The 16,786-nt window shown below is 73.1% G+C and carries 15 protein-coding genes; 7 read left to right on the top strand and 8 right to left on the bottom strand.

What is annotated here, in order from left to right; genetic code table 11:
• Positions 1–60 precede the first annotated feature (60 nt).
• From IO24_RS0131700 to IO24_RS0131690, 3 genes are all read right to left on the bottom strand, one after another.
• Positions 61–1,704, bottom strand: coding sequence for a nickel transporter (locus tag IO24_RS0131700; RefSeq protein ID WP_031141664.1), 1,644 nt, complete (start codon positions 1,702–1,704; stop codon positions 61–63).
• Positions 1,701–3,386, bottom strand: a complete 1,686-nt coding sequence (locus tag IO24_RS0131695; RefSeq protein ID WP_037668928.1) for a tetratricopeptide repeat protein — start codon at positions 3,384–3,386, stop codon at positions 1,701–1,703. Before IO24_RS0131695 ends, IO24_RS0131700 begins: the two co-directional genes overlap by 4 nt.
• Positions 3,387–3,487: 101 nt before the next feature.
• Positions 3,488–5,020 carry a DUF4331 domain-containing protein gene (locus tag IO24_RS0131690; RefSeq protein ID WP_031141660.1) on the bottom strand — a complete coding sequence of 511 codons (1,533 nt, stop codon included), beginning with the start codon at positions 5,018–5,020 and terminating at the stop codon, positions 3,488–3,490.
• A 227-nt stretch (positions 5,021–5,247) separates the two neighbouring features.
• Between IO24_RS0131690 and IO24_RS0131685 the strand changes: the two genes are divergently transcribed.
• From IO24_RS0131685 to IO24_RS0131675, 3 genes are all read left to right on the top strand, one after another.
• On the top strand, positions 5,248–5,790 hold the full coding sequence (locus IO24_RS0131685; protein WP_031141657.1) for a sigma-70 family RNA polymerase sigma factor: 543 nt from the start codon (positions 5,248–5,250) through the stop codon (positions 5,788–5,790).
• The gene (locus tag IO24_RS0131680) at positions 5,787–6,605 is read left to right on the top strand and encodes an anti-sigma factor (RefSeq protein WP_031141655.1); all 819 of its coding nucleotides are present in this window, start codon (positions 5,787–5,789) and stop codon (positions 6,603–6,605) included. The genes IO24_RS0131685 and IO24_RS0131680 overlap by 4 nt, the downstream gene beginning before the upstream one ends.
• 126 nt (positions 6,606–6,731) lie before the next feature.
• The gene (locus IO24_RS0131675) at positions 6,732–6,998 is read left to right on the top strand and encodes a hypothetical protein (protein WP_031141653.1); all 267 of its coding nucleotides are present in this window, start codon (positions 6,732–6,734) and stop codon (positions 6,996–6,998) included.
• A 177-nt stretch (positions 6,999–7,175) separates the two neighbouring features.
• On the opposite strand, the gene IO24_RS0131670 is transcribed toward IO24_RS0131675, so the two are convergent.
• Together IO24_RS0131670 and IO24_RS0131665 are read right to left on the bottom strand one after the other, a co-directional pair.
• Positions 7,176–7,958, bottom strand: a complete 783-nt coding sequence (locus IO24_RS0131670) for an ABC transporter permease (RefSeq protein WP_031141652.1) — start codon at positions 7,956–7,958, stop codon at positions 7,176–7,178.
• The gene (locus tag IO24_RS0131665; protein WP_031141650.1) at positions 7,955–8,920 is read right to left on the bottom strand and encodes an ATP-binding cassette domain-containing protein; all 966 of its coding nucleotides are present in this window, start codon (positions 8,918–8,920) and stop codon (positions 7,955–7,957) included. The genes IO24_RS0131670 and IO24_RS0131665 overlap by 4 nt, the downstream gene beginning before the upstream one ends.
• A 63-nt stretch (positions 8,921–8,983) precedes the next feature.
• On the opposite strand from IO24_RS0131665, the gene IO24_RS0131660 reads away from it, so the two are divergent.
• Positions 8,984–9,721, top strand: a complete 738-nt coding sequence (locus tag IO24_RS0131660; RefSeq protein ID WP_031141648.1) for a TetR/AcrR family transcriptional regulator — start codon at positions 8,984–8,986, stop codon at positions 9,719–9,721.
• Here the strand turns inward: IO24_RS0131660 and IO24_RS0131655 are convergent.
• From IO24_RS0131655 to hmgA, 3 genes are read right to left on the bottom strand one after another with little or no spacing between them, the layout of a single operon-like run.
• Positions 9,718–10,872 (bottom strand): type ISP restriction/modification enzyme, encoded by a 1,155-nt coding sequence (locus tag IO24_RS0131655; RefSeq protein WP_031141646.1) that lies wholly within the window; start codon positions 10,870–10,872, stop codon positions 9,718–9,720. The two genes, IO24_RS0131660 and IO24_RS0131655, sit on opposite strands and share 4 nt — an antisense overlap.
• A gap of 26 nt (positions 10,873–10,898) precedes the next feature.
• Entirely contained in the window at positions 10,899–11,648 is a 750-nt protein-coding gene (locus IO24_RS0131650; protein WP_031141644.1) for a GntR family transcriptional regulator, read from the bottom strand.
• Between the two features lie 26 nt (positions 11,649–11,674).
• Positions 11,675–13,027, bottom strand: coding sequence for a homogentisate 1,2-dioxygenase (gene hmgA, locus IO24_RS0131645; protein ID WP_031141642.1), 1,353 nt, complete (start codon positions 13,025–13,027; stop codon positions 11,675–11,677).
• Positions 13,028–13,181: 154 nt separating this feature from the next.
• On the opposite strand from hmgA, the gene IO24_RS0131640 reads away from it, so the two are divergent.
• The 3 genes from IO24_RS0131640 to IO24_RS0131630 all read left to right on the top strand — a co-directional run bounded on the left by IO24_RS0131640 (position 13,182) and on the right by IO24_RS0131630 (position 16,756).
• Complete coding sequence (locus IO24_RS0131640; RefSeq protein WP_031141640.1) at positions 13,182–13,778, top strand: hypothetical protein; 597 nt, start codon at positions 13,182–13,184, stop codon at positions 13,776–13,778.
• Entirely contained in the window at positions 13,775–14,395 is a 621-nt protein-coding gene (locus tag IO24_RS0131635) for a TetR/AcrR family transcriptional regulator (RefSeq protein ID WP_031141638.1), read from the top strand. Before IO24_RS0131640 ends, IO24_RS0131635 begins: the two co-directional genes overlap by 4 nt.
• 93 nt (positions 14,396–14,488) lie before the next feature.
• Positions 14,489–16,756 (top strand): molybdopterin oxidoreductase family protein, encoded by a 2,268-nt coding sequence (locus tag IO24_RS0131630; protein WP_031141637.1) that lies wholly within the window; start codon positions 14,489–14,491, stop codon positions 16,754–16,756.
• The last annotated feature ends 30 nt before the right edge of the window (positions 16,757–16,786 follow it).

The raw sequence follows: 16,786 nt of genomic DNA, 5'->3' as shown, positions 1-16,786 counted from the left end.
CGTCCGCTTTTCTCCCGACGTCCGTTTCTCTCCCGACGTCCGATGCCTCCCGAACGCAACTCAGCCGAGTGCGGATGCCGCCCCCTTGAACACCAGTCCGGCACCGAGAACCACCACGGCGAAGGCCGAGCCGAGCGGAGCGGTCCGGCGCACCAGGGCCGCCATCGGGCCCGCCGTCCAGCGGGGGCGCCGGTCCATGAGCCGGGTCATGCCGCTGCCCGCCTTGACGACGGCGTACCCGGCGGCCGTCAGGGTGAGCGCCAGTCCGACGCCGTACGCGACGACGAGCAGCAGCCCGAACCAGGCCTGGCCGAGGGCCGCGGCGCCGACCAGCACCACCACGGCGGACGGGCTGGGCACGAGTCCGCCCGCGAAGCCCATGAGAATCGTGCCGCGAAGGGTGGGGGCGACGGGGTGGCTGTGGGTGAAACCGCCGTGGGTGTGCTCGATCGTGTGGGGATGGGAGTGAGGGTGGGGGTGGGTGTGATCGTGCGGGTGGTCGTGGTCGTGGTCGTGGTCGTGGTCGTGGTCGTGATGGTGGTCGTGGTCGTGGTCGTGGTCGTGCGCGTCGTGGTGGTCGTGGTCGTGCGCGGGGTCGTGGCGGTGGCTGTCGTGGTCGTGGGTGTGGCTTCTGCGGCCGTGATGACGGCCGTGCGGGTGGGCGGGCGCGCGGTTGCGCAGGGCGCGGCGGACCAGGCTCGCGCCCGCCAGGGTCACCAGGAGACCGCTGGCGACACCGAGCCAGGCGATCACCGACGGCGCCGCCGCCGAACCGGCCGTGACCAGCAGGCCCAGGGCCACCACGCCCAGGGTGTGCGTGACCGTCACTGAGGCGGCCATGGGCAGGACGTCCTTCATCCGGGCCTGGCCGCCCCGGGCCGCCGCCGTCGCGGCCATGATGGTCTTGCCGTGCCCCGGGGCGAGCGCGTGCATCGCACCCAGGACGACGGCGATGAGGAGGGCCAGCGCGGCGAAGCCGGCGGTGAGGTCCTGCCGGGCCACCAGGTCGTCCAGGGCACGCGTCCAGCGGTCCGCACCGCGCGGCAGCACGGAGGCCGCGGGGGCGTCCGACCCCTCCTCGGCCAGGGCGGCGCCGCCGGGGCGCACCCGCAGGGCGGCCGACCCGGTGTCGGCCGGGGAGGACAGCAACTCCTCCGGGTAGCTGGTCAGTTCGGCCGATATCGACTTCTCCGGCACGTCCGACGCGGCGAGCGTCATACGGTCGCCCCGCGCCGTGATCTCCCGCCAGCCCGGACCGCCGGAGGCACCCGCGCCGCGGAAACCGAGGGACACCGTCTTCTCACCCGCCGGGAGCGGAGCGGTCAGCTCGCACTCCACACGCAAGGTGTCGAGCCCCGCCTGCCCGGGCCGCACGCGTGCACGGCTGCGCTCGGCGGTGAGGGCGACCCCGCGTCCGTCGACGGTCGCCCTGCTGTCCTCGGCGGCCGCGGCGCACCGCTCGCGGGCCCACATGGCGATGCCCAGCCGCTCGATGTCCGGCCCCGCCTGGGTCGCCGGGATCTCGGCGAGGTCCTCCACATGGTGGACCCGCAGCTCGCCGGGGGCGGCGACCAGGCCGTCGTAGCGGTTGACGGTGAAGTTGCCCAGCGGGTGGGCGCTCGCCGCGGCGGCGGGCAGCAGGGTGAGCGCGCAGGCGGCCGTCAGGACGGCGGCGCCGGACGCGAACAGCCGGCGCAGGGTCACCGGTTGCCCTCCAGATCCTTGAGTGCGGTACGGGCCTCGCGCGCGCCGACGGGCGAGAAGCCGGGGTTCAGGTCCAGCGCGGCCTTCAGATGCGTGCGAGCCTCGCCCTCGCCGCCGGTGGCGCGTTCGATGACACCGCGGTGGTAGAGGAAAGCGGCGTTGCGGTAGCCGGTGGCGGTCGCCCGCCGGGCATACGGCAGGGCTTCCTCGTCGCGGCCGTTGACGTGCAGGGCCCAGGCGAGGGCGTCGGCGGTGTGCACGCTGTGGCGGCGGTCCCACTCGGCGCGGGCGGCGCGCAGGGCTTCCTTCTTGTCGCCGTGGTCGGCGGCGGCCATGGCCGAGTCGAGGTCGGCGTTGACGCCGCCGGCGCGGGCGAGGGCCGTCCAGGCGTCGACGAGGGCGTACTGGTCGCCGGCCTTGGCCCGGTCGCCGTCGGCGCCGCGGTCCTCGTACAGCTCGCCGAGGGCGACGAGCGGGCCGGGCAGCGGGAACCGGGCGACGACCTGCTCCAGCCCGGTCACGGCGCCCGCCCGGTCCCCGCTCGCGGCCTGGGCGCGGGCGCGGCCCTCCAGGGCGGGCAGATACGCGTCGTCGGCGGCGAGGGCACGGGCGTAGTGGCCGAGGGCCGTCTTGTACTCGCCCTGATTCCAGGCGAGTTGTCCGAGAGCGGTGGCGACGTACGCGACGTCGGCGGGCGCGTTCGCGGAACCCAGGGCGCGCTCCAGCACCTCACGCGCCGTGCGGACGTCGCCACGCAGCTCGTGCACGTACGCGTACCGGGTGAAGACCGGCACGCCGGGGCGCCTGTCGTCGGCGGTGTCGGCGGCCTTCGCGGCGTCGTCGTACCGGCCGAGTTCGACGAGGGCGTCGATGCGGGTGCACAGGGCGCGTTCGTTGTAGGGGTTCTGCTTCAGGGCCCGGTCGGCGTGGTTCAGGGCGCCGGGGAAGTCGTGCCGGGCGGCGGCCAGGGCGGCCTGCCCGGCCAGGGCCTGGTCGTTGCCGGGCTCCAGTGCGAGGGACCGCTTCAGGGCGCGCTCGGCCTGCGGGTACCGGGAGGGGTCGCCCTTCGTGCGGGCCTGCTCGACGTAGGCGACACCGAGGGTGGCCCAACCGCCGAAGTCCCTCGGCTGGGCGTGGAGATGCTTCTGCAGGGACGCGATGCCCGCGTCGAGGTCGCCCCTGGCGAGATCGCCGGGCGACAGCGCCCCGGCCGCCGACACGGCGTCGACGCCGGCCCCGCGGTCCTGCGCACCCCCCATGGCGACGGCCCCGCCGGTCACCGCGACCGCCAGCAGCACGGCACAACCGGCCAGATGCATGGCCCGCCACCGCCGCCCCCCATCGGCGGCCCGCCGCATCGCGGTGACCCGCTGACCGGCGCCGGGCTCCGTGCCGGCCTCGCTCCCGTCGGCGGGGCAGACGCGAGAGGTGCCGTCGCTGCCGGTTCCCGTGCCGGTGTGGTCCCCGCCGAGCACCGACAGATCGGCCCGGTCTCCACCACGAGACCCAGCCGGGCCCTCGGCTCCGCCCGCCGCCGGCGCACTGCCCTGCGGAGCACCGGGCTCGTCGGCCCCCGCCCCGGCGGCCGCACCACCGAGCCGCTCCTCGGGCTTCGGGTCCGTCGACGGCGCTCGGTCGTCGTCGCGCCGCTCCGGTGTGCTGTCGGTCGTACGCGGAGGCATGACCTCTCCTCGGTCGGATGTGCTGGTGCGGGAGTCGGCGGCGCGGCCCGTGCCGTGGGGGTGGGGGAACGGGCCGCGCCGGTCGGTGGGAGCGGAGCGGGTCAGTACGCCCGGTTCCGCATGCGGCGCCACCACATCAGGGCCGCGCCGATCAGGACGATGCCGCCCGCCCCGGCCCCCGCGGACGCGGCGATCAGGCGCATGTCGTCCGAACCCTGCGCGCCGGCCGGCTGGAGCGCGTCGCCCAGCTGGCTGCGGACGTCGTTGCCGCCGTCGACGCCCTTGGCGAGCGGACCGCGCGAACCCTCCGTCGGCAGGGCGACGTACGGGAAGGCCTTCTCGAACTTCTTGTCGTTCTTGTCGACCGCGTCACCGAGGTCGTTCTTCGCGCCCAGCAGCTCGCCCTCGACGACCTGGAGCGAGGCGTCGATCACGTCGTCGGTGAGGCGACGGCCGTTGGGGAAGCCGGCGTTGTCACCGTCGAGGACACCCAGCCGCTTGGGCTTCGCGGCCGGCTTGATCGAGGTGTTGAGCCGCAGCTGCTCCGAAGGCGTCACGTGCGGGGGCTGGTTGAGGTCCTTGACGCCCTTGAGGAAGACGTCGACCAGGTCGTTGCGCGGCTCGGCGGGCGCCGGGATCTTGTAGATCGCCTCGATGAGCTTCGGCAGCTCCGGGTTGGTGACGTTCTCCAGGAACTGGGCGTCGTCCCGCGGCGCGGACGCGTTGAACTTGTCCTTGTCCTTCAGCGGGTTGACGACCTCGTTGACCAGCGGACTGCCGAGGCGCGAGACCTGCGCGAAGTAGCCCTGGGCGTTCTTGCGCTGGGTCGTCGACCAGACGCCGACGATCGGCTGCTCGTGCGACTCGGTGATGAAGCTGTTGGGGACCTGCAGGGCGATCGAGTTGACGTTGTAGCCCTTGAGGGTGTCGTTGCCGACCTCGGAGAGGTTCCCGCCGTACAGCAGGTCGAAGACGCGCAGGTCCAGGAAGAACGGGTCATCGGCCTGCCCGGCGAACGTCTGGGCGCCCCCGGCGAGCTTGTGCACCGCCTGCTTGCGCAGGGTGTCGTAGTCCGGCATCGACGCCTTGCCGACGTTCGACGGAGCCACCGGCACGTCGTCGGCGACCTTGGTCTTCGACACCGCCTTCAGGTCGCGCAGCTTGATCAGCTCGAGGTCGTACGTCTGCGTGATGTTGAGGTCGGGATCGTCGAGGCTCTCGACCGGGCCCGTGTTGTACAGGAACGTCTTGTCGTTCTTCGTGTGCGTCTTGAACGTGTACCGGAAGAGCAGGTCCTCCTTCGCGTCACCGTTGCTGTCGATGCGCAGGTCGTACTGGGCGTCCTCGGCGAACGTGAAGAAGTTGGGCCCGCCGGCCGGTTCCTCGAAGGGGATCCAGTTCGCGACGATGGTCGTCGTGTCCGGCTTGTCCGGGCTGACGAAGGCGTACACGTCCGTGTTGTCGTACTGCGGTGTCCCCGAGATCAACGGGGCCTCGCGGTGGCTGGAGGCGGAGGCCGCCTCAGGTTCCAGCGCGGTCACACCGGCGGCTGCGAGCCCGCCGGCGGCCAGCGCGCCACAGATCACGGTCGCGATGCTCGTGCGTCCCGGGCCGGTCCTGGAGATAGGTGTCATGCCGTCCGTCCTCCGTGCCAACTTGCCTGACACACGCCATTCGGAGCGGTCGGCGAAGCGGATTGGTCGAATCTCAAACGTTCTTACGGCGGGAGGGGAAAGTTGTTTCATCGCCGGGTGACCCGCGTTTTCGGCGCGCTGATCCGTAACCCCTGGCGGAGGTGTGTGTGTTGCGAATGCCTCGTGCGAGGGGACAGGCCCGGTGCGGCCTCGGAGAGGGGGGCCGAGTGGAGGCGGACGAGCTGCTGCTGCGCGTGGCGGGTGGGGACCAGCGGGCCTTCGAGGAGTTGTACGGAGTGGTGTCCGGCCCTGTGTTCGGGCTCGTACGGCGTGTGGTGCGCGACCCCGCCCAGTCGGAGGAGGTGGCGCAGGAGGTGCTGCTCGAACTGTGGCGGTCCGCGACGAAGTTCGACCCGGCCCGGGGGAGCGCGATGGCGTGGATCCTCACCCTCGCCCACCGCCGCGCCGTCGACCGGGTGCGCAGCGCCCGGGCGGCCGGGGAGCGCGAGCAGCGCGAGGCGCTCCGCACGAACCAGCCCGCCTTCGACCAGGTCACCGAGGAGGTCGAGGCCGGCCTCGAACGCGAGTGGGTGCGCCGCTGCCTGGACCGGCTCACGGACCTGCAGCGCCAGTCGGTCACCCTCGCCTACTACGAGGGCTACACGTACCGTGAGGTGGCCGAGCAGCTCTCCCTGCCGCTGGGCACCGTCAAGACGCGGATGCGGGACGGGCTGACCCGTATGCGCGAGTGCCTGGGAGGTGTGGCATGAGCCTCTTCCGCCGCGAGGATCCGCACTCGCTCGCCGCGCCCTACGCGCTCGACGCCCTGGAGCCCCCGGAACGCGTCCGTTTCGAGAGGCACCTGAGGGACTGTGGCCGCTGTGCCGCCGAGGTGCGCGCGCTGACGGAGGACGCCGTCCGGCTCGCCTGGTCCACGGCGGCCCCGCCACCGGCCGCGATGCGCGACCGGGTCATGCTCGCCGTACGGACGACCCCGCAGGACCCCGCACCGCAGGGCGCGCCGCGCGACCCGGCACGGGCGCGTGCGACGCAGCTGCCGCCGCATGTGTGGGGCGCCCAGCCGCCGCCGCGGCAGCGGCAACGGCGCCGGATCCCGCTGTTCGTGCCCTTCGCGACGGCCACCGCCGCCGCGGCCCTCGTCGTCGCGTCGCTGTTCGCCGTACAGGCGAACCGGACCCAGGACCGGCTGACCGCCGAGCAAGATCGGTCACGTGAGATCGCCCACGTTCTGGCGGCTCCGGACGCCCGTGCGGGCAGCGGCCGGGACGGGCGGGGCCGCACCATCGGAGTGATCGCTTCCGCCACGGAGGGGAGTGCGGTGGTCACCCTCGGCGGATACGGCGCCCCGCCGGGCGGCCGCGTGCACCAGTTGTGGCTCATGCGCCCGGGCGCGCAACCGCGCTCCCTCGGGCTCTTCGAGAGCGACACGCCCCTGGTCGCAACGGGTTTGGGCACCTCCGCGACGTCACTGGCCGTGACCGTCGAGCCCGCCGGGGGATCGCCGCAGCCCACTACTCAGCCGATCGTCCAACTCGCCCTGAAATCTGTTGGATTCGGAGAGTAATCGGAGATACATCGTCAACCCCCTTATGGGGAAGGTGAATCCTGTGACCGCGATACACGAGTGCCGGGACGGGGCGATAGGGTTAACCTGCCCGGGCCGGGTGGACTCGTACGGGTGGGGAGTGACATGGATCAGATAACAGTGCGCAGCAGGGCCAGGGTCCCTGCGATCACCTGCGGGAGCAGCGCGACCAGTTCGCGCCTCGACCGCCACCTCTCGGTGCTGGGCGGCCCTGCCGTCCCCCAGCGGGAGACGGTCGAGGCGACCTCGCTGATGCGGGAACTGACCGCGCGTCGGCCGCACGACCGCAGTGGCAGGGGTGCGCGCGTGCGTCGCGTCTCGCTCTTCGCGCCGCTGCGCCGGTTGCGCCGCTCGTTGTTCGGCAGCAGGTAGGGGCCCGCGCTCGGGCGGTCACACCGCCCCGACGCCGGCGCTGCGACACCCGTCGTCCGTCATCCCCGCGGCACGCAGCGGCGCCAGGTGTGTACCCGAGCGCGGCACGCCCCCTGTCGGTGCCTCATCCCCGCCCGGCAGTGACCGGGGGCGGCGTCCGCGGTTCCGGCCGCCCGCTCACCGCTCCCCGTGCGCGTACCGGCGCACGGCCAGCGGCACGAACACCCCGAGCAGCACGGCGCACCACACGAGCGACCCCGCGACGGGATGGGCCACCGGCCAGGCCGCCCCGTCGGGCACGGGCGCGTTGCCGAAGAGGTCGCGCAGGGCCGTCGCCACCGCGCTGATCGGATTCCACTCGGCGACCGTCCGCAGCCAGCCCGGCAGCCCGCTCGTCGGGATGTACGCGCTGGACAGCAGCGGCAGCAGGAACGTCGCACCGCCCAGCTGGCCGGCCGCCTCCTCGTTGCGGGTGAGCAGGCCGAGGTAGATCCCGGCCCACGTGCAGGCGAAGCGGAACAGCATCAGCAGCGCGAACGCCCCCACCGCCGCCGGCACGCCGCCCTCGACCCGCCAGCCCACGGCCAGGCCCACCAGCAGGAACGGCACGGTTCCGGCGGCCGTGGCCACCAGGTCCGCCGCGGCCTGCCCCAGCGGTACGGCCGCCCGGCTCATCGGCAGCGTGCGGAAGCGGTTCGTGACGCCCCGGTGCGTGTCCTGGGCCGCCTGGAACATGCCGGCCATGATCCCGCCCGAGGCGGTCGCGACCAGCAGACCCGGCACGAGGAACGACCGGTACGCCTCGCCCGGCACCGCCAGCGCGCTGCCGAAGACGTAGCCGAAGAACAGCAGCATGCTGATCGGCATCGTCTGGGTGAGGACCAGGAGCCCCGGGTTGTTCCGCATCCGCAGCAGCTGGCGGCCCAGCATCGCGGTCCCGTCGTACGCCAGCATGCTCATGCGGCACGCTCCTTCTCGTCGGTCGTCCCGGTCGTGGTCTCCGTCAGGCGCAGGAACACGTCGTCGAGGGTCGGCGGGCGCAGGCTCACGTCGAGCAGCGGCACGCCCGCCCTGTCCAGGGCGCGCACCAGCAGCGGGATCGTGAGCGTCGGGTCCTTGCTGACCGCGCCGACGGCGTTGCGCTCGTGGTCGAACGACGGCTGCGCCCCCGTCAGCCGGTCGAGTACGGCCGCGGCCTTCGCGAGCACACCGGCGTCCGGCACGACGACCTCGGCGTGCGCCCCGACGAGCGACTTGAGCTGCGCCGGCGACCCGGTGTGCGCGACCCGGCCTCCGTCCACCAGGGCGATGTCGTCGGCCAGTTGGTCGGCCTCCTCCAGGTACTGGGTGGTGAGCAGCACGGTCGTGCCCTCGGCGGCCAGGCCGCGCACCACGTCCCAGATGAGGGTGCGGCTGGCCGGGTCGAGGCCGGTCGTCGGCTCGTCCAGGAACAGCACGTCGGGGCGGCGGATCAGGCTCGCCGCGAGGTCCAGGCGGCGGCGCATGCCGCCGGAGTAGGTGGACGCGGGGCGGTCGGCGGCCTCCGTCAGCCCGAAGCGGTCGAGCAGCCCGGCGGCCCGCCCGGCCGGTCCCCGCACCCGGTGCAGCCGGCCGAACAGCTGGAGGTTCTGGCGTCCGGTGAGGTCTCCGTCGATCGAGGTGTCCTGCCCGGTGACGCCGATCCGGCCGCGTACCGCGGCGGCCTCGCGGACGAGGTCGTGCCCCGCGACCCGGGCGGAGCCCGCGTCCGGCCGCAGCAGAGTGGTCAACAGCTGTACGGCTGTCGTCTTGCCCGCCCCGTTCGGCCCGAGGACCCCGCAGACCGTCCCCTCGGCGACCGCGAGGTCCAGCCCGCGCAGGGCATGGACCTGCCCGAACCGCTTCTCCAGACCTTCACTAAGTACAGCGTACGTAGAAGTCATGGCAGGACCATAGCGCACTACGTACGCTGTACGTAACTAGGATGGTGGCCGAGGTGATGATCGATGGCGGGCCGAGCGGCCGTACCCGAAGTGATCTGGGCGCGCCCCGAGCGCACCGGCCGTGGGCCGAAACCGGCGTTCACTCGCGCCGACATCGCGGCGGCGGCGGTGCGGATCGCCGACGAGGCCGGGCTGGACGGGGTCACCATGCGGCATGTCGCCGCTGAGCTGGGCTGCGGCACCATGTCGCTGTACAACTACGTCCCCCGCAAGGAGGACCTGTACGAGCTGATGATCGACGCCATCGGCGCCGAGCACGAGATGTTCGAGCCCACGGGCGACTGGCGCGCCGACATGCTCCGCAACGCGGAGGAGACGCGCGCCATCATGTACCGCCACACGTGGGTGCCGCGCCTGATGCCGGGGGTGTTCGGCTTCAGCCCCAGCACCCTGCGCTATCTGGAGCACTGCCTGGCCTGTCTCGAACCGCTCGACGTGCCGGCCGGCACGAAGACGGAGCTGGTCGCGCTGCTCAACGGCGTCGTGACGACGTACACCGGGAACGACATCGCGACCGCCGAACGCGCCCGCTCCATGCCGTGGTCGGCGGAGGAGGAGAACGCGGTCCGCATGGCCTATCTGGGCAGTCAGATCGCCACCGGCGCGTATCCGCGGCTGACCGCCGCCTTCACGGAGCAGAGCGGGCCGGTCGATCTGGAGGCCGTGTTCAGACGCGCGCTCGAACGCGTCCTGGACGCCTTCGACCCCGAACTGCGCCGGAGCGGCCCCGACCTGCGCTAGAGCAGCGCCAGTTGACCCTCGGGGCCCTCCTCGGGCCCCTCCAGCACCGACGCCGGGCGGCGGGCCGCGCTCGGTACCGGCAGGACGCCCGCCCCGCGCAGCTCCGTCGCCGTGATCGGGTCGCGGAGTTCCGGCTCCTCCAGGGGCCGCAGTCCGGCCAGGAGCGCGAGGACGGTGATCAGCTCCAGCAGCTCCGACGTGAAGGTCTGGGGCCAGGTGGCGGGACGGATCGCCGCCAGTGTGCCCGGCTCGGGGACGGCGACGCGGGCCGCGAACCACTGCTGAAGGACGCGGACTCCGCCCACCTCGAAGTCCCAGGCCTCCGGCGGCACCGGGGAGATGCGGCCCTCGTCCAGGAACAGGGCCTCCTCGTCCCGGTCGTAGTGCAGCGCCACGGGCCGGGAGGGCAGCGGGGCCCGGACGTAAGGGCGGCGGCCACCGGGGAGTTTGGGGCGCTCGCCGTCACGGCGCATCAGCCACAGCATCCGGTGCCCCAGCTCCAGGCCCCGCTCCCACTCGCCGGCGTCCCCGGTGAGCGGGACGGTGAGGTCCGGGCGGGCCGTGGCCGTGATCCAGGCCAGTACGTCCAGCGGCGCCGGCTTGCCGCCCAGGCGGGTGCCGAGGTGTTCCAGCAGGCCCGGCGTCAGGTTCGGCTCACGGCCCCCCGGGCGGCGGAAGAGCGGGCGGACACGGCCGGGGCGGAGCAGCGGGAGCAGCGAGGTGACGAGCAGGGGCGGGGCGGCCTCGGGCGCCTCCACCACGAAGACCTGCCGCTCGTCCGCCACCCGCCACAGTTCCGGGCGGGCCGCGTCGATCAGCCGCTGGTCGGGGATCAGCCACTGCTCGTCGTAGGGCGCGAGCAGGACGCGCTCCGGCTCCGGGCAGGGGCCCGAGGCACGCACCAGCTTCTCCGTGCCGCTGCCGGTCCGGCCGGGCAGCTGGCCGACCGCCGTGTGCAGGGTGCGTGAGCGGGTCGGCTCGAACAGGGTCTCGCGGTCGGGCCCCCCGGCCTTCACCAAGGCGTCCCAGCGGGCCTTCAGGGACGCCGCGTCGGGCGCCGCCGGCCAGCCCCGGCCGAGCCGGGGCGGTGCGACGGACCACGGCATGAGGTCCGCCAGCGGCGGAGCGTCGTCGTGCGTCACGCAGGGCATCGTACGACCTGCCGACGACACGCGGGTCAGGTGGCGTCCAGGGTCACCGTGAAGGAGAAACGGTCCCCCCGGTAGTGGATGACGGCCACGTCCAGAGGCCGCCCCTCGGCGTCGTACGTCACGCCGGTGTAGTGCAGGATCGGGCTCAGCAGCGGAACCCGGAGCAGCTTCGAGGTCTCCGGGTCGGCGAGCCGCGCCTCCACCGTGTCGGTGATGCGGCTGATGCCGGCCCCCACCACGTCCCGCAGCACCTTCGTCATGGGCCACCGGACGAGGTCGTCCAGGTCGATCCGCGCGGCCAGTTCGGGCCGCACGTAGTTGCGGGCGTGATTCGTCGGCTCACCGGTCTTCTCGTCGCTCCGCAGCCGGTGGTACGTCGAGACCTCGCGCACATCCGGGAAGAACTCGGCGAGTTCGCCGGGCACGGGCGCGCTGCCGTGGTCCAGCAGTTCGGTCGTCATGCCGGACTGCTGGGCCACGATCGCGTCCACCGAGCCGAGCAGCCGCACCGGTGAGCCCCGGCGCGCGTGCGGCTCGATGAACGTGCCCCGCCGGCGGTGGCGCGTGATCAGCCCCTCGTCCTCCAGCTCCTTCAGCGCCTGCCGCATCGTCAGCACGCTCACGCCGTAGTGCCCGGCCAGCTGCTCCTCGGTGGGCAGCCGCAGCGGGTCCTGGGACGAGCGGCCGAGGATCGAGGCGCGCAGCGACTGCGACACCTGGTACCAGAGCGGCAGCTTGCGGTTCAGGACGATCGAGTCCGGAGCGAAGGAGGTCACGGGCCATCCGTACCGGTCGGGGCTGTTCAGTGCAAGGGACGGAAGTGCCGCTCCAGGCCCTGCCAGACGTCGTCGTAGCGCTGCTGGAGGTGTTCCGCGCGAGCCGCGTGCGGGGTCAGGGTGAGCGGCCAGCGCGTCTCGAACATGAACGCCAGACCGTCGTCGATCTTCTGCGGCTTCAGCTCGGCGGCGCTCGCCCGGTCGAAGGTCTCCCGGTCGGGTCCGTGCGCCGACATCATGTTGTGCAGCGAGCCGCCGCCCGGCACGAAGCCTTCCGCCTTCGCGTCGTACGCGCCCTCGATCAGGCCCATGTACTCGGTCATCACGTTCCGGTGGAAGTACGGCGGGCGGAACGTGTCCTCACCCACCAGCCAGCGCGGCGCGAACACCACGAAGTCGGCACCGGCCAGCCCCGGGGTGTCCGACGGAGACGTCAGCACCGTGAAGATCGACGGGTCCGGGTGGTCGTAGGTGATGGTGCCGAGCACATTGAAGCGGCGCAGGTCGTAGACGTACGGCACGTGGTTGCCGTGCCAGGCCACCACGTCGAGGGGGGAGTGGTCGTAGGTGGCCGTCCACAGGTTGCCGCAGAACTTGTTCACCACCTCCACCGGACCCTCGACGTCCTCGTACGCGGCGACCGGGGCACGGAAGTCCCGGGGGTTGGCGAGCCCGTTCGCGCCGATCGGGCCCAGGTCGGGGAGGCGGAAGGGCGCGCCGTAGTTCTCGCACACATACCCGCGGGCGGACTCGTCGAGCAGTTCCACGCGGAAGCGGACCCCACGCGGAATCAGCGCCACATGTCCCGGCTCCACATGCAGCAGACCGAACTCGGTGCGCAGCAGCAGCCCGCCGCGCTCCGGGACGATCAGCAGTTCGCCGTCGGCGTCGCTGAACACCCGCTCCATCGACGTGTTGGCCGTGTAGAGGTGCACGGCGATGCCGGTGCGCTGGGTGGCGTCGCCGTTGCCGCCCAGGGTCCACAGGCCCGCCAGGAAGTCGGTCTCGGGCGCCGGGTCGGGCAGCGGGTTCCAGCGCAGGCGGTTGGGGTCGGGCACGGTCTGGGTGAAGGGGGCGGTGCGGACCGAGCCGTTGTGGGTCCGGGTGAACGCCGGGTGTGCGGCCGACGGGCGGATCCGGTACAGCCACGAGCGGCGGTTGTGCGCCCGCGGCTCGGTGAACGCCGAGCCGCTCAGCTGCTCCGCGTACAGCCCGAGCGGGGCCCGCTGGGGCGAGTTGCGGCCCTCGGGCAGTGCGCCCGGGACGGCCTCCGAGCTGTGCTCGTTGCCGAAGCCGGAGAGGTAGGCCAGTCCGTCGGCGGTCTTCCGCGCTCCCTCACGCTCGAACCCGTTCGCGCGGGAGGTACCCCCATCGCCCATGATCGCTGCTCCCTTGCCGTCCGATTCCTATGCAGCACCATAGGATTGCGTTTTCCCCGACGCAAGAGGGGCGCGCCCCCTCCTCATGAGGGATGACCCGAACCCGACTTGAGAACGATCCGCCGGGGCGGACGTGTGTTCTACGCTCCCGGACATGACGTGGACACGGAGACCCTTCGCCGCGCTCGCGCTCTGTGTCCTCCTCCTGGCCGGATCCGCGGGCTGCGGCTCCGGCGGCGCCCAGGAGGCCGACGCGTCGCCGTCACCGGTGGGCAGGATCCTGGAGGACCGGGACCCGGAGGGGCGGCCGTATCGCGAGGCCGGGCAGGGGAGCGCCCCCGACATCGGGATCGAGGTGCAACCCGGCGGGGGCGGCGGCTGGGACGTACGCCTGACCGTGCAAAACTTCCGCTTCTCGCCGGCCGGCGCGGCAGCCCGTGCGGTGGCCGGGCGGGGCCTGGCGCGCCTCTTCGTCGACGGCCGTCCCGTCGCCCGGCTCCGCGCCCCCGCCCACCGGCTGGACGCCCGCCTCGTGCCGCGCGGCACGCACCGCGTCACGGCCCGCCTCTACGCCGACGACGGCACCGTGTGGGCGGTGGACGGCAAGCCCGTGGAGAGCACGGCCGACATCACCGCGTCGGAGCCCGGCCCGGGCACGACGCCGGACGCGGCCTCCCGGCGCAAGGCCCGGACGCAAGGCGCGGACGGCGGGGGGCGAGGTTCACCGGCCCGCCTCCAAGGGGCATCATGAAGCCCGTGCCCCACGCGACATCGCTCCGTCGTGCGCCCGTGCAGCGGCGCAGCGCCGAACGTCTGACCAGGATCCTCGACGCCTGCGCCGACCTCCTCGACGAGGTCGGCTACGACGCCCTGAGCACGCGTGCCGTCGCCCAGCGGGCCGCGGTCCCGATCGGCTCGGTCTACCGCTTCTTCGGCAACAAGCGCCAGATGGTCGACGCGCTGGCCCAGCGCAACCTCGAGCGGTACTCCGAGCGCGTCACCCAGCGCCTGCGGCAGGCCGGTGCGGACGGGGGCTGGCGCACGGCCATGGACGCCGTGCTCGACGAGTACCTGGAGATGAAGCGCACCGCGCCCGGCTTCTCCCTCGTCGACTTCGGCAACCAGATCCCGGTCGGCGCCCGTGACGCCGAGCCCAACCACCGCGTCGCCGACCGCCTCACCGAACTGCTCTCCGGCTACCTCGACCGCGAGCCCGACGAGGATCTGCGCCGCGTCTTCCTCATCGCCGTCGAGACGGCCGACACCCTCGTGCACCTGGCGTTCCGGGTCGCGCCGGAGGGGGACGAGCGGATCATCGGCGAAGCCCGGGAGATGCTCCGCGGTTACCTGGCCCGGGCCCTCGACTGACCTCGATCCCGTGACCCCCTCCCCGGAGTGCATACCGGTCGGTATGCTCGGGCGCGTCAGCGCGTCACCGTAGCCGCCGCCCCAGGAGGACCCGTGTCCCGCACCGCCCTGCGTATCTGTCCCCTGTGCGAGGCCACCTGCGGCCTGACCCTCACCCTCGAGGGGACGCGCGTCACCCACGCCCGCGGTGACCGCGACGACGTGTTCAGCCAGGGGTTCATCTGCCCCAAGGGCGCCGCCTTCGGAGCGGTCGACTCCGACCCCGACCGACTGCGCACGCCGCTCGTGCGGCGGGACGGCGAGCTGCGCGAGGCCACCTGGGAGGAGGCCTTCGACGCGGTCGCCGCCGGCATCCGGCCCGTCGCCGAGCGCCACGGCCCGAACTCCGTCGCAGTCGTCCTGGGCAACCCCAACGTGCACACCATGGCCGGTGCCCTCTACCCGCCTGTCCTGCTCGCCGGGCTCGGCACCCGCAGCGTCTTCACCGCCTCCACGGTCGACCAGATGCCCAAGCACGTCTCCAGCGGCCTCCTCTTCGGCGACGCGAACGCCATCCCCGTGCCCGACCTCGACCGCACCGACCATCTGATCCTGATCGGCGCCAACCCGCTGGAGTCCAACGGCAGCCTGTGCACCGCCCCCGACTTCCCGGGCAAGCTCAAGGCCCTCAAGGCCCGGGGCGGCACCCTCGTCGTGATCGACCCGCGGCGCACCCGCACCGCCAAGCTCGCCGACCGGCACATCGCCGTCCGGCCCGGCACCGACGCGCTGCTGCTGGCGGCGATGGCGCGAGTGCTCCTCGACGAGGGCCTCGTCGAGCCGGCCCCGCACGTCCAGGGCCTCGAGGAACTGGACGGAGAACTGAGGGAATTCACGCCCGAGGCGGTGGCAGGGGCCTGCGACGTCGAGGCCGGCGTCATCCGCGCCCTCGCCCGCGACCTGGCCGCCGCCCCGACCGCCGCCGTCTACGGCCGGATCGGCAGCTGCACCGTCCCGCACGGCACCCTGGCCAGCTGGCTCGTCGACGTCCTGAACATCCTCACCGGCAACCTCGACCGGCCCGGCGGCGCGCTCTTCCCGCAGGCCGCCACCGACAAGACCCCGCGCCCCGCCGGCCCCGGCCGCGGTTTCGCCCTCGGGCGCTGGCACTCCCGGGTGAGCCGGCATCCCGAGGCGAAGGGCGAACTGCCCCTGTCGGCCCTCGCGGAGGAGATCGACACCGCCACCGAGGAGGGCGAACCGGTCCGCGCGCTGATCGCCGTGGCCGCCAACCCCGTGCTGTCCGCGCCCGACGGCGACCGGCTCGACAAGGCGCTCGACTCCCTCGACTTCATGGTCAGCGTCGATCCGTACCTCAACGAGACCTCGCGCCACGCCGACGTGGTCCTGCCCCCGCCCCCGCCCTCCCAGAGCCCGCACCACGACTTCGCCTTCAACACCCTCGCCGTGCGCAACCAGGTCCGCTACACCCGCCCCGCGGTCCCGCTGGAGCCGGGCCGGATGGCCGAGACGGAGATCCTGGCGCGGCTGATCCTCGCCGTGACGGGCAGCCACGGGGCCGATCCCGCCGCCGTCGACCAGGTGGTCATCGACCAGACCCTCGGCAAGGCGGTCGAGGAACCGCACTCGCCCGTGCACGGCCGTGACCCCCGCCAACTCGCCACGCAGCTCACCGGCGACACCGGCCCCGAGCGACGGCTGGACATGATGCTGCGTCTCGGCCCCTACGGCGACGGCTTCGGCGTACGACCGGACGGACTGAGCCTGGAGAAGCTGCTCGCGCACCCGCACGGCATCGACCTCGGCCCGCTGCGGCCCCGGCTCCCGCAGCCGCTGAAGACCAGGAGCGGCAAGGTGGAACTGCTGCCGCAGCCGATCGCGGACGACCTGCCCCGCCTGAAGCGCGCCCTGGAGGAGCGCCCCGAGGGGCTCGTCCTGGTCGGCCGCCGACACCTGCGCTCCAACAACAGCTGGATGCACAACGTGCCCGCCCTGACCGGTGGTTCCAACCGCTGCACCCTGCACATCCACCCCGAGGACGCCGAGCGGCTGGGCGTCGAGGACGGGGCCGCCGTGCGCGTCAAGGGCGCCGGGGGAGAGGTCACCGCACCCGTCGAGGTCACCGACGCGATCCGCCGGGGCGTGGTGAGCCTGCCGCACGGCTGGGGCCACAACCGCCCCGGCACCCGCCTCAGCCACGCCGCCACGGACCCCGGCGTCAACGTCAACCAGCTCCTCGACGGCCGTCTGCTCGACCCGCTGTCGGGCAACGCGGTCCTCAACGGAGTGCCGGTCGAAGTGGCCCCCGCGACGGCCCCGGGAGGCGCCTCCGTGACCGAAAAGCTCACCGCTCTGACCTGAGCAAAGCTGTGACCAGCAGTTTTGCGCTTA

The organism is Streptomyces flavovariabilis (genome assembly GCF_000725785.1).
Lineage (GTDB): Bacteria > Actinomycetota > Actinomycetes > Streptomycetales > Streptomycetaceae > Streptomyces > Streptomyces hawaiiensis.
Note: the sequence above shows the minus strand (reverse complement) of the source record. Positions and strands in the feature narration are given on the sequence as shown.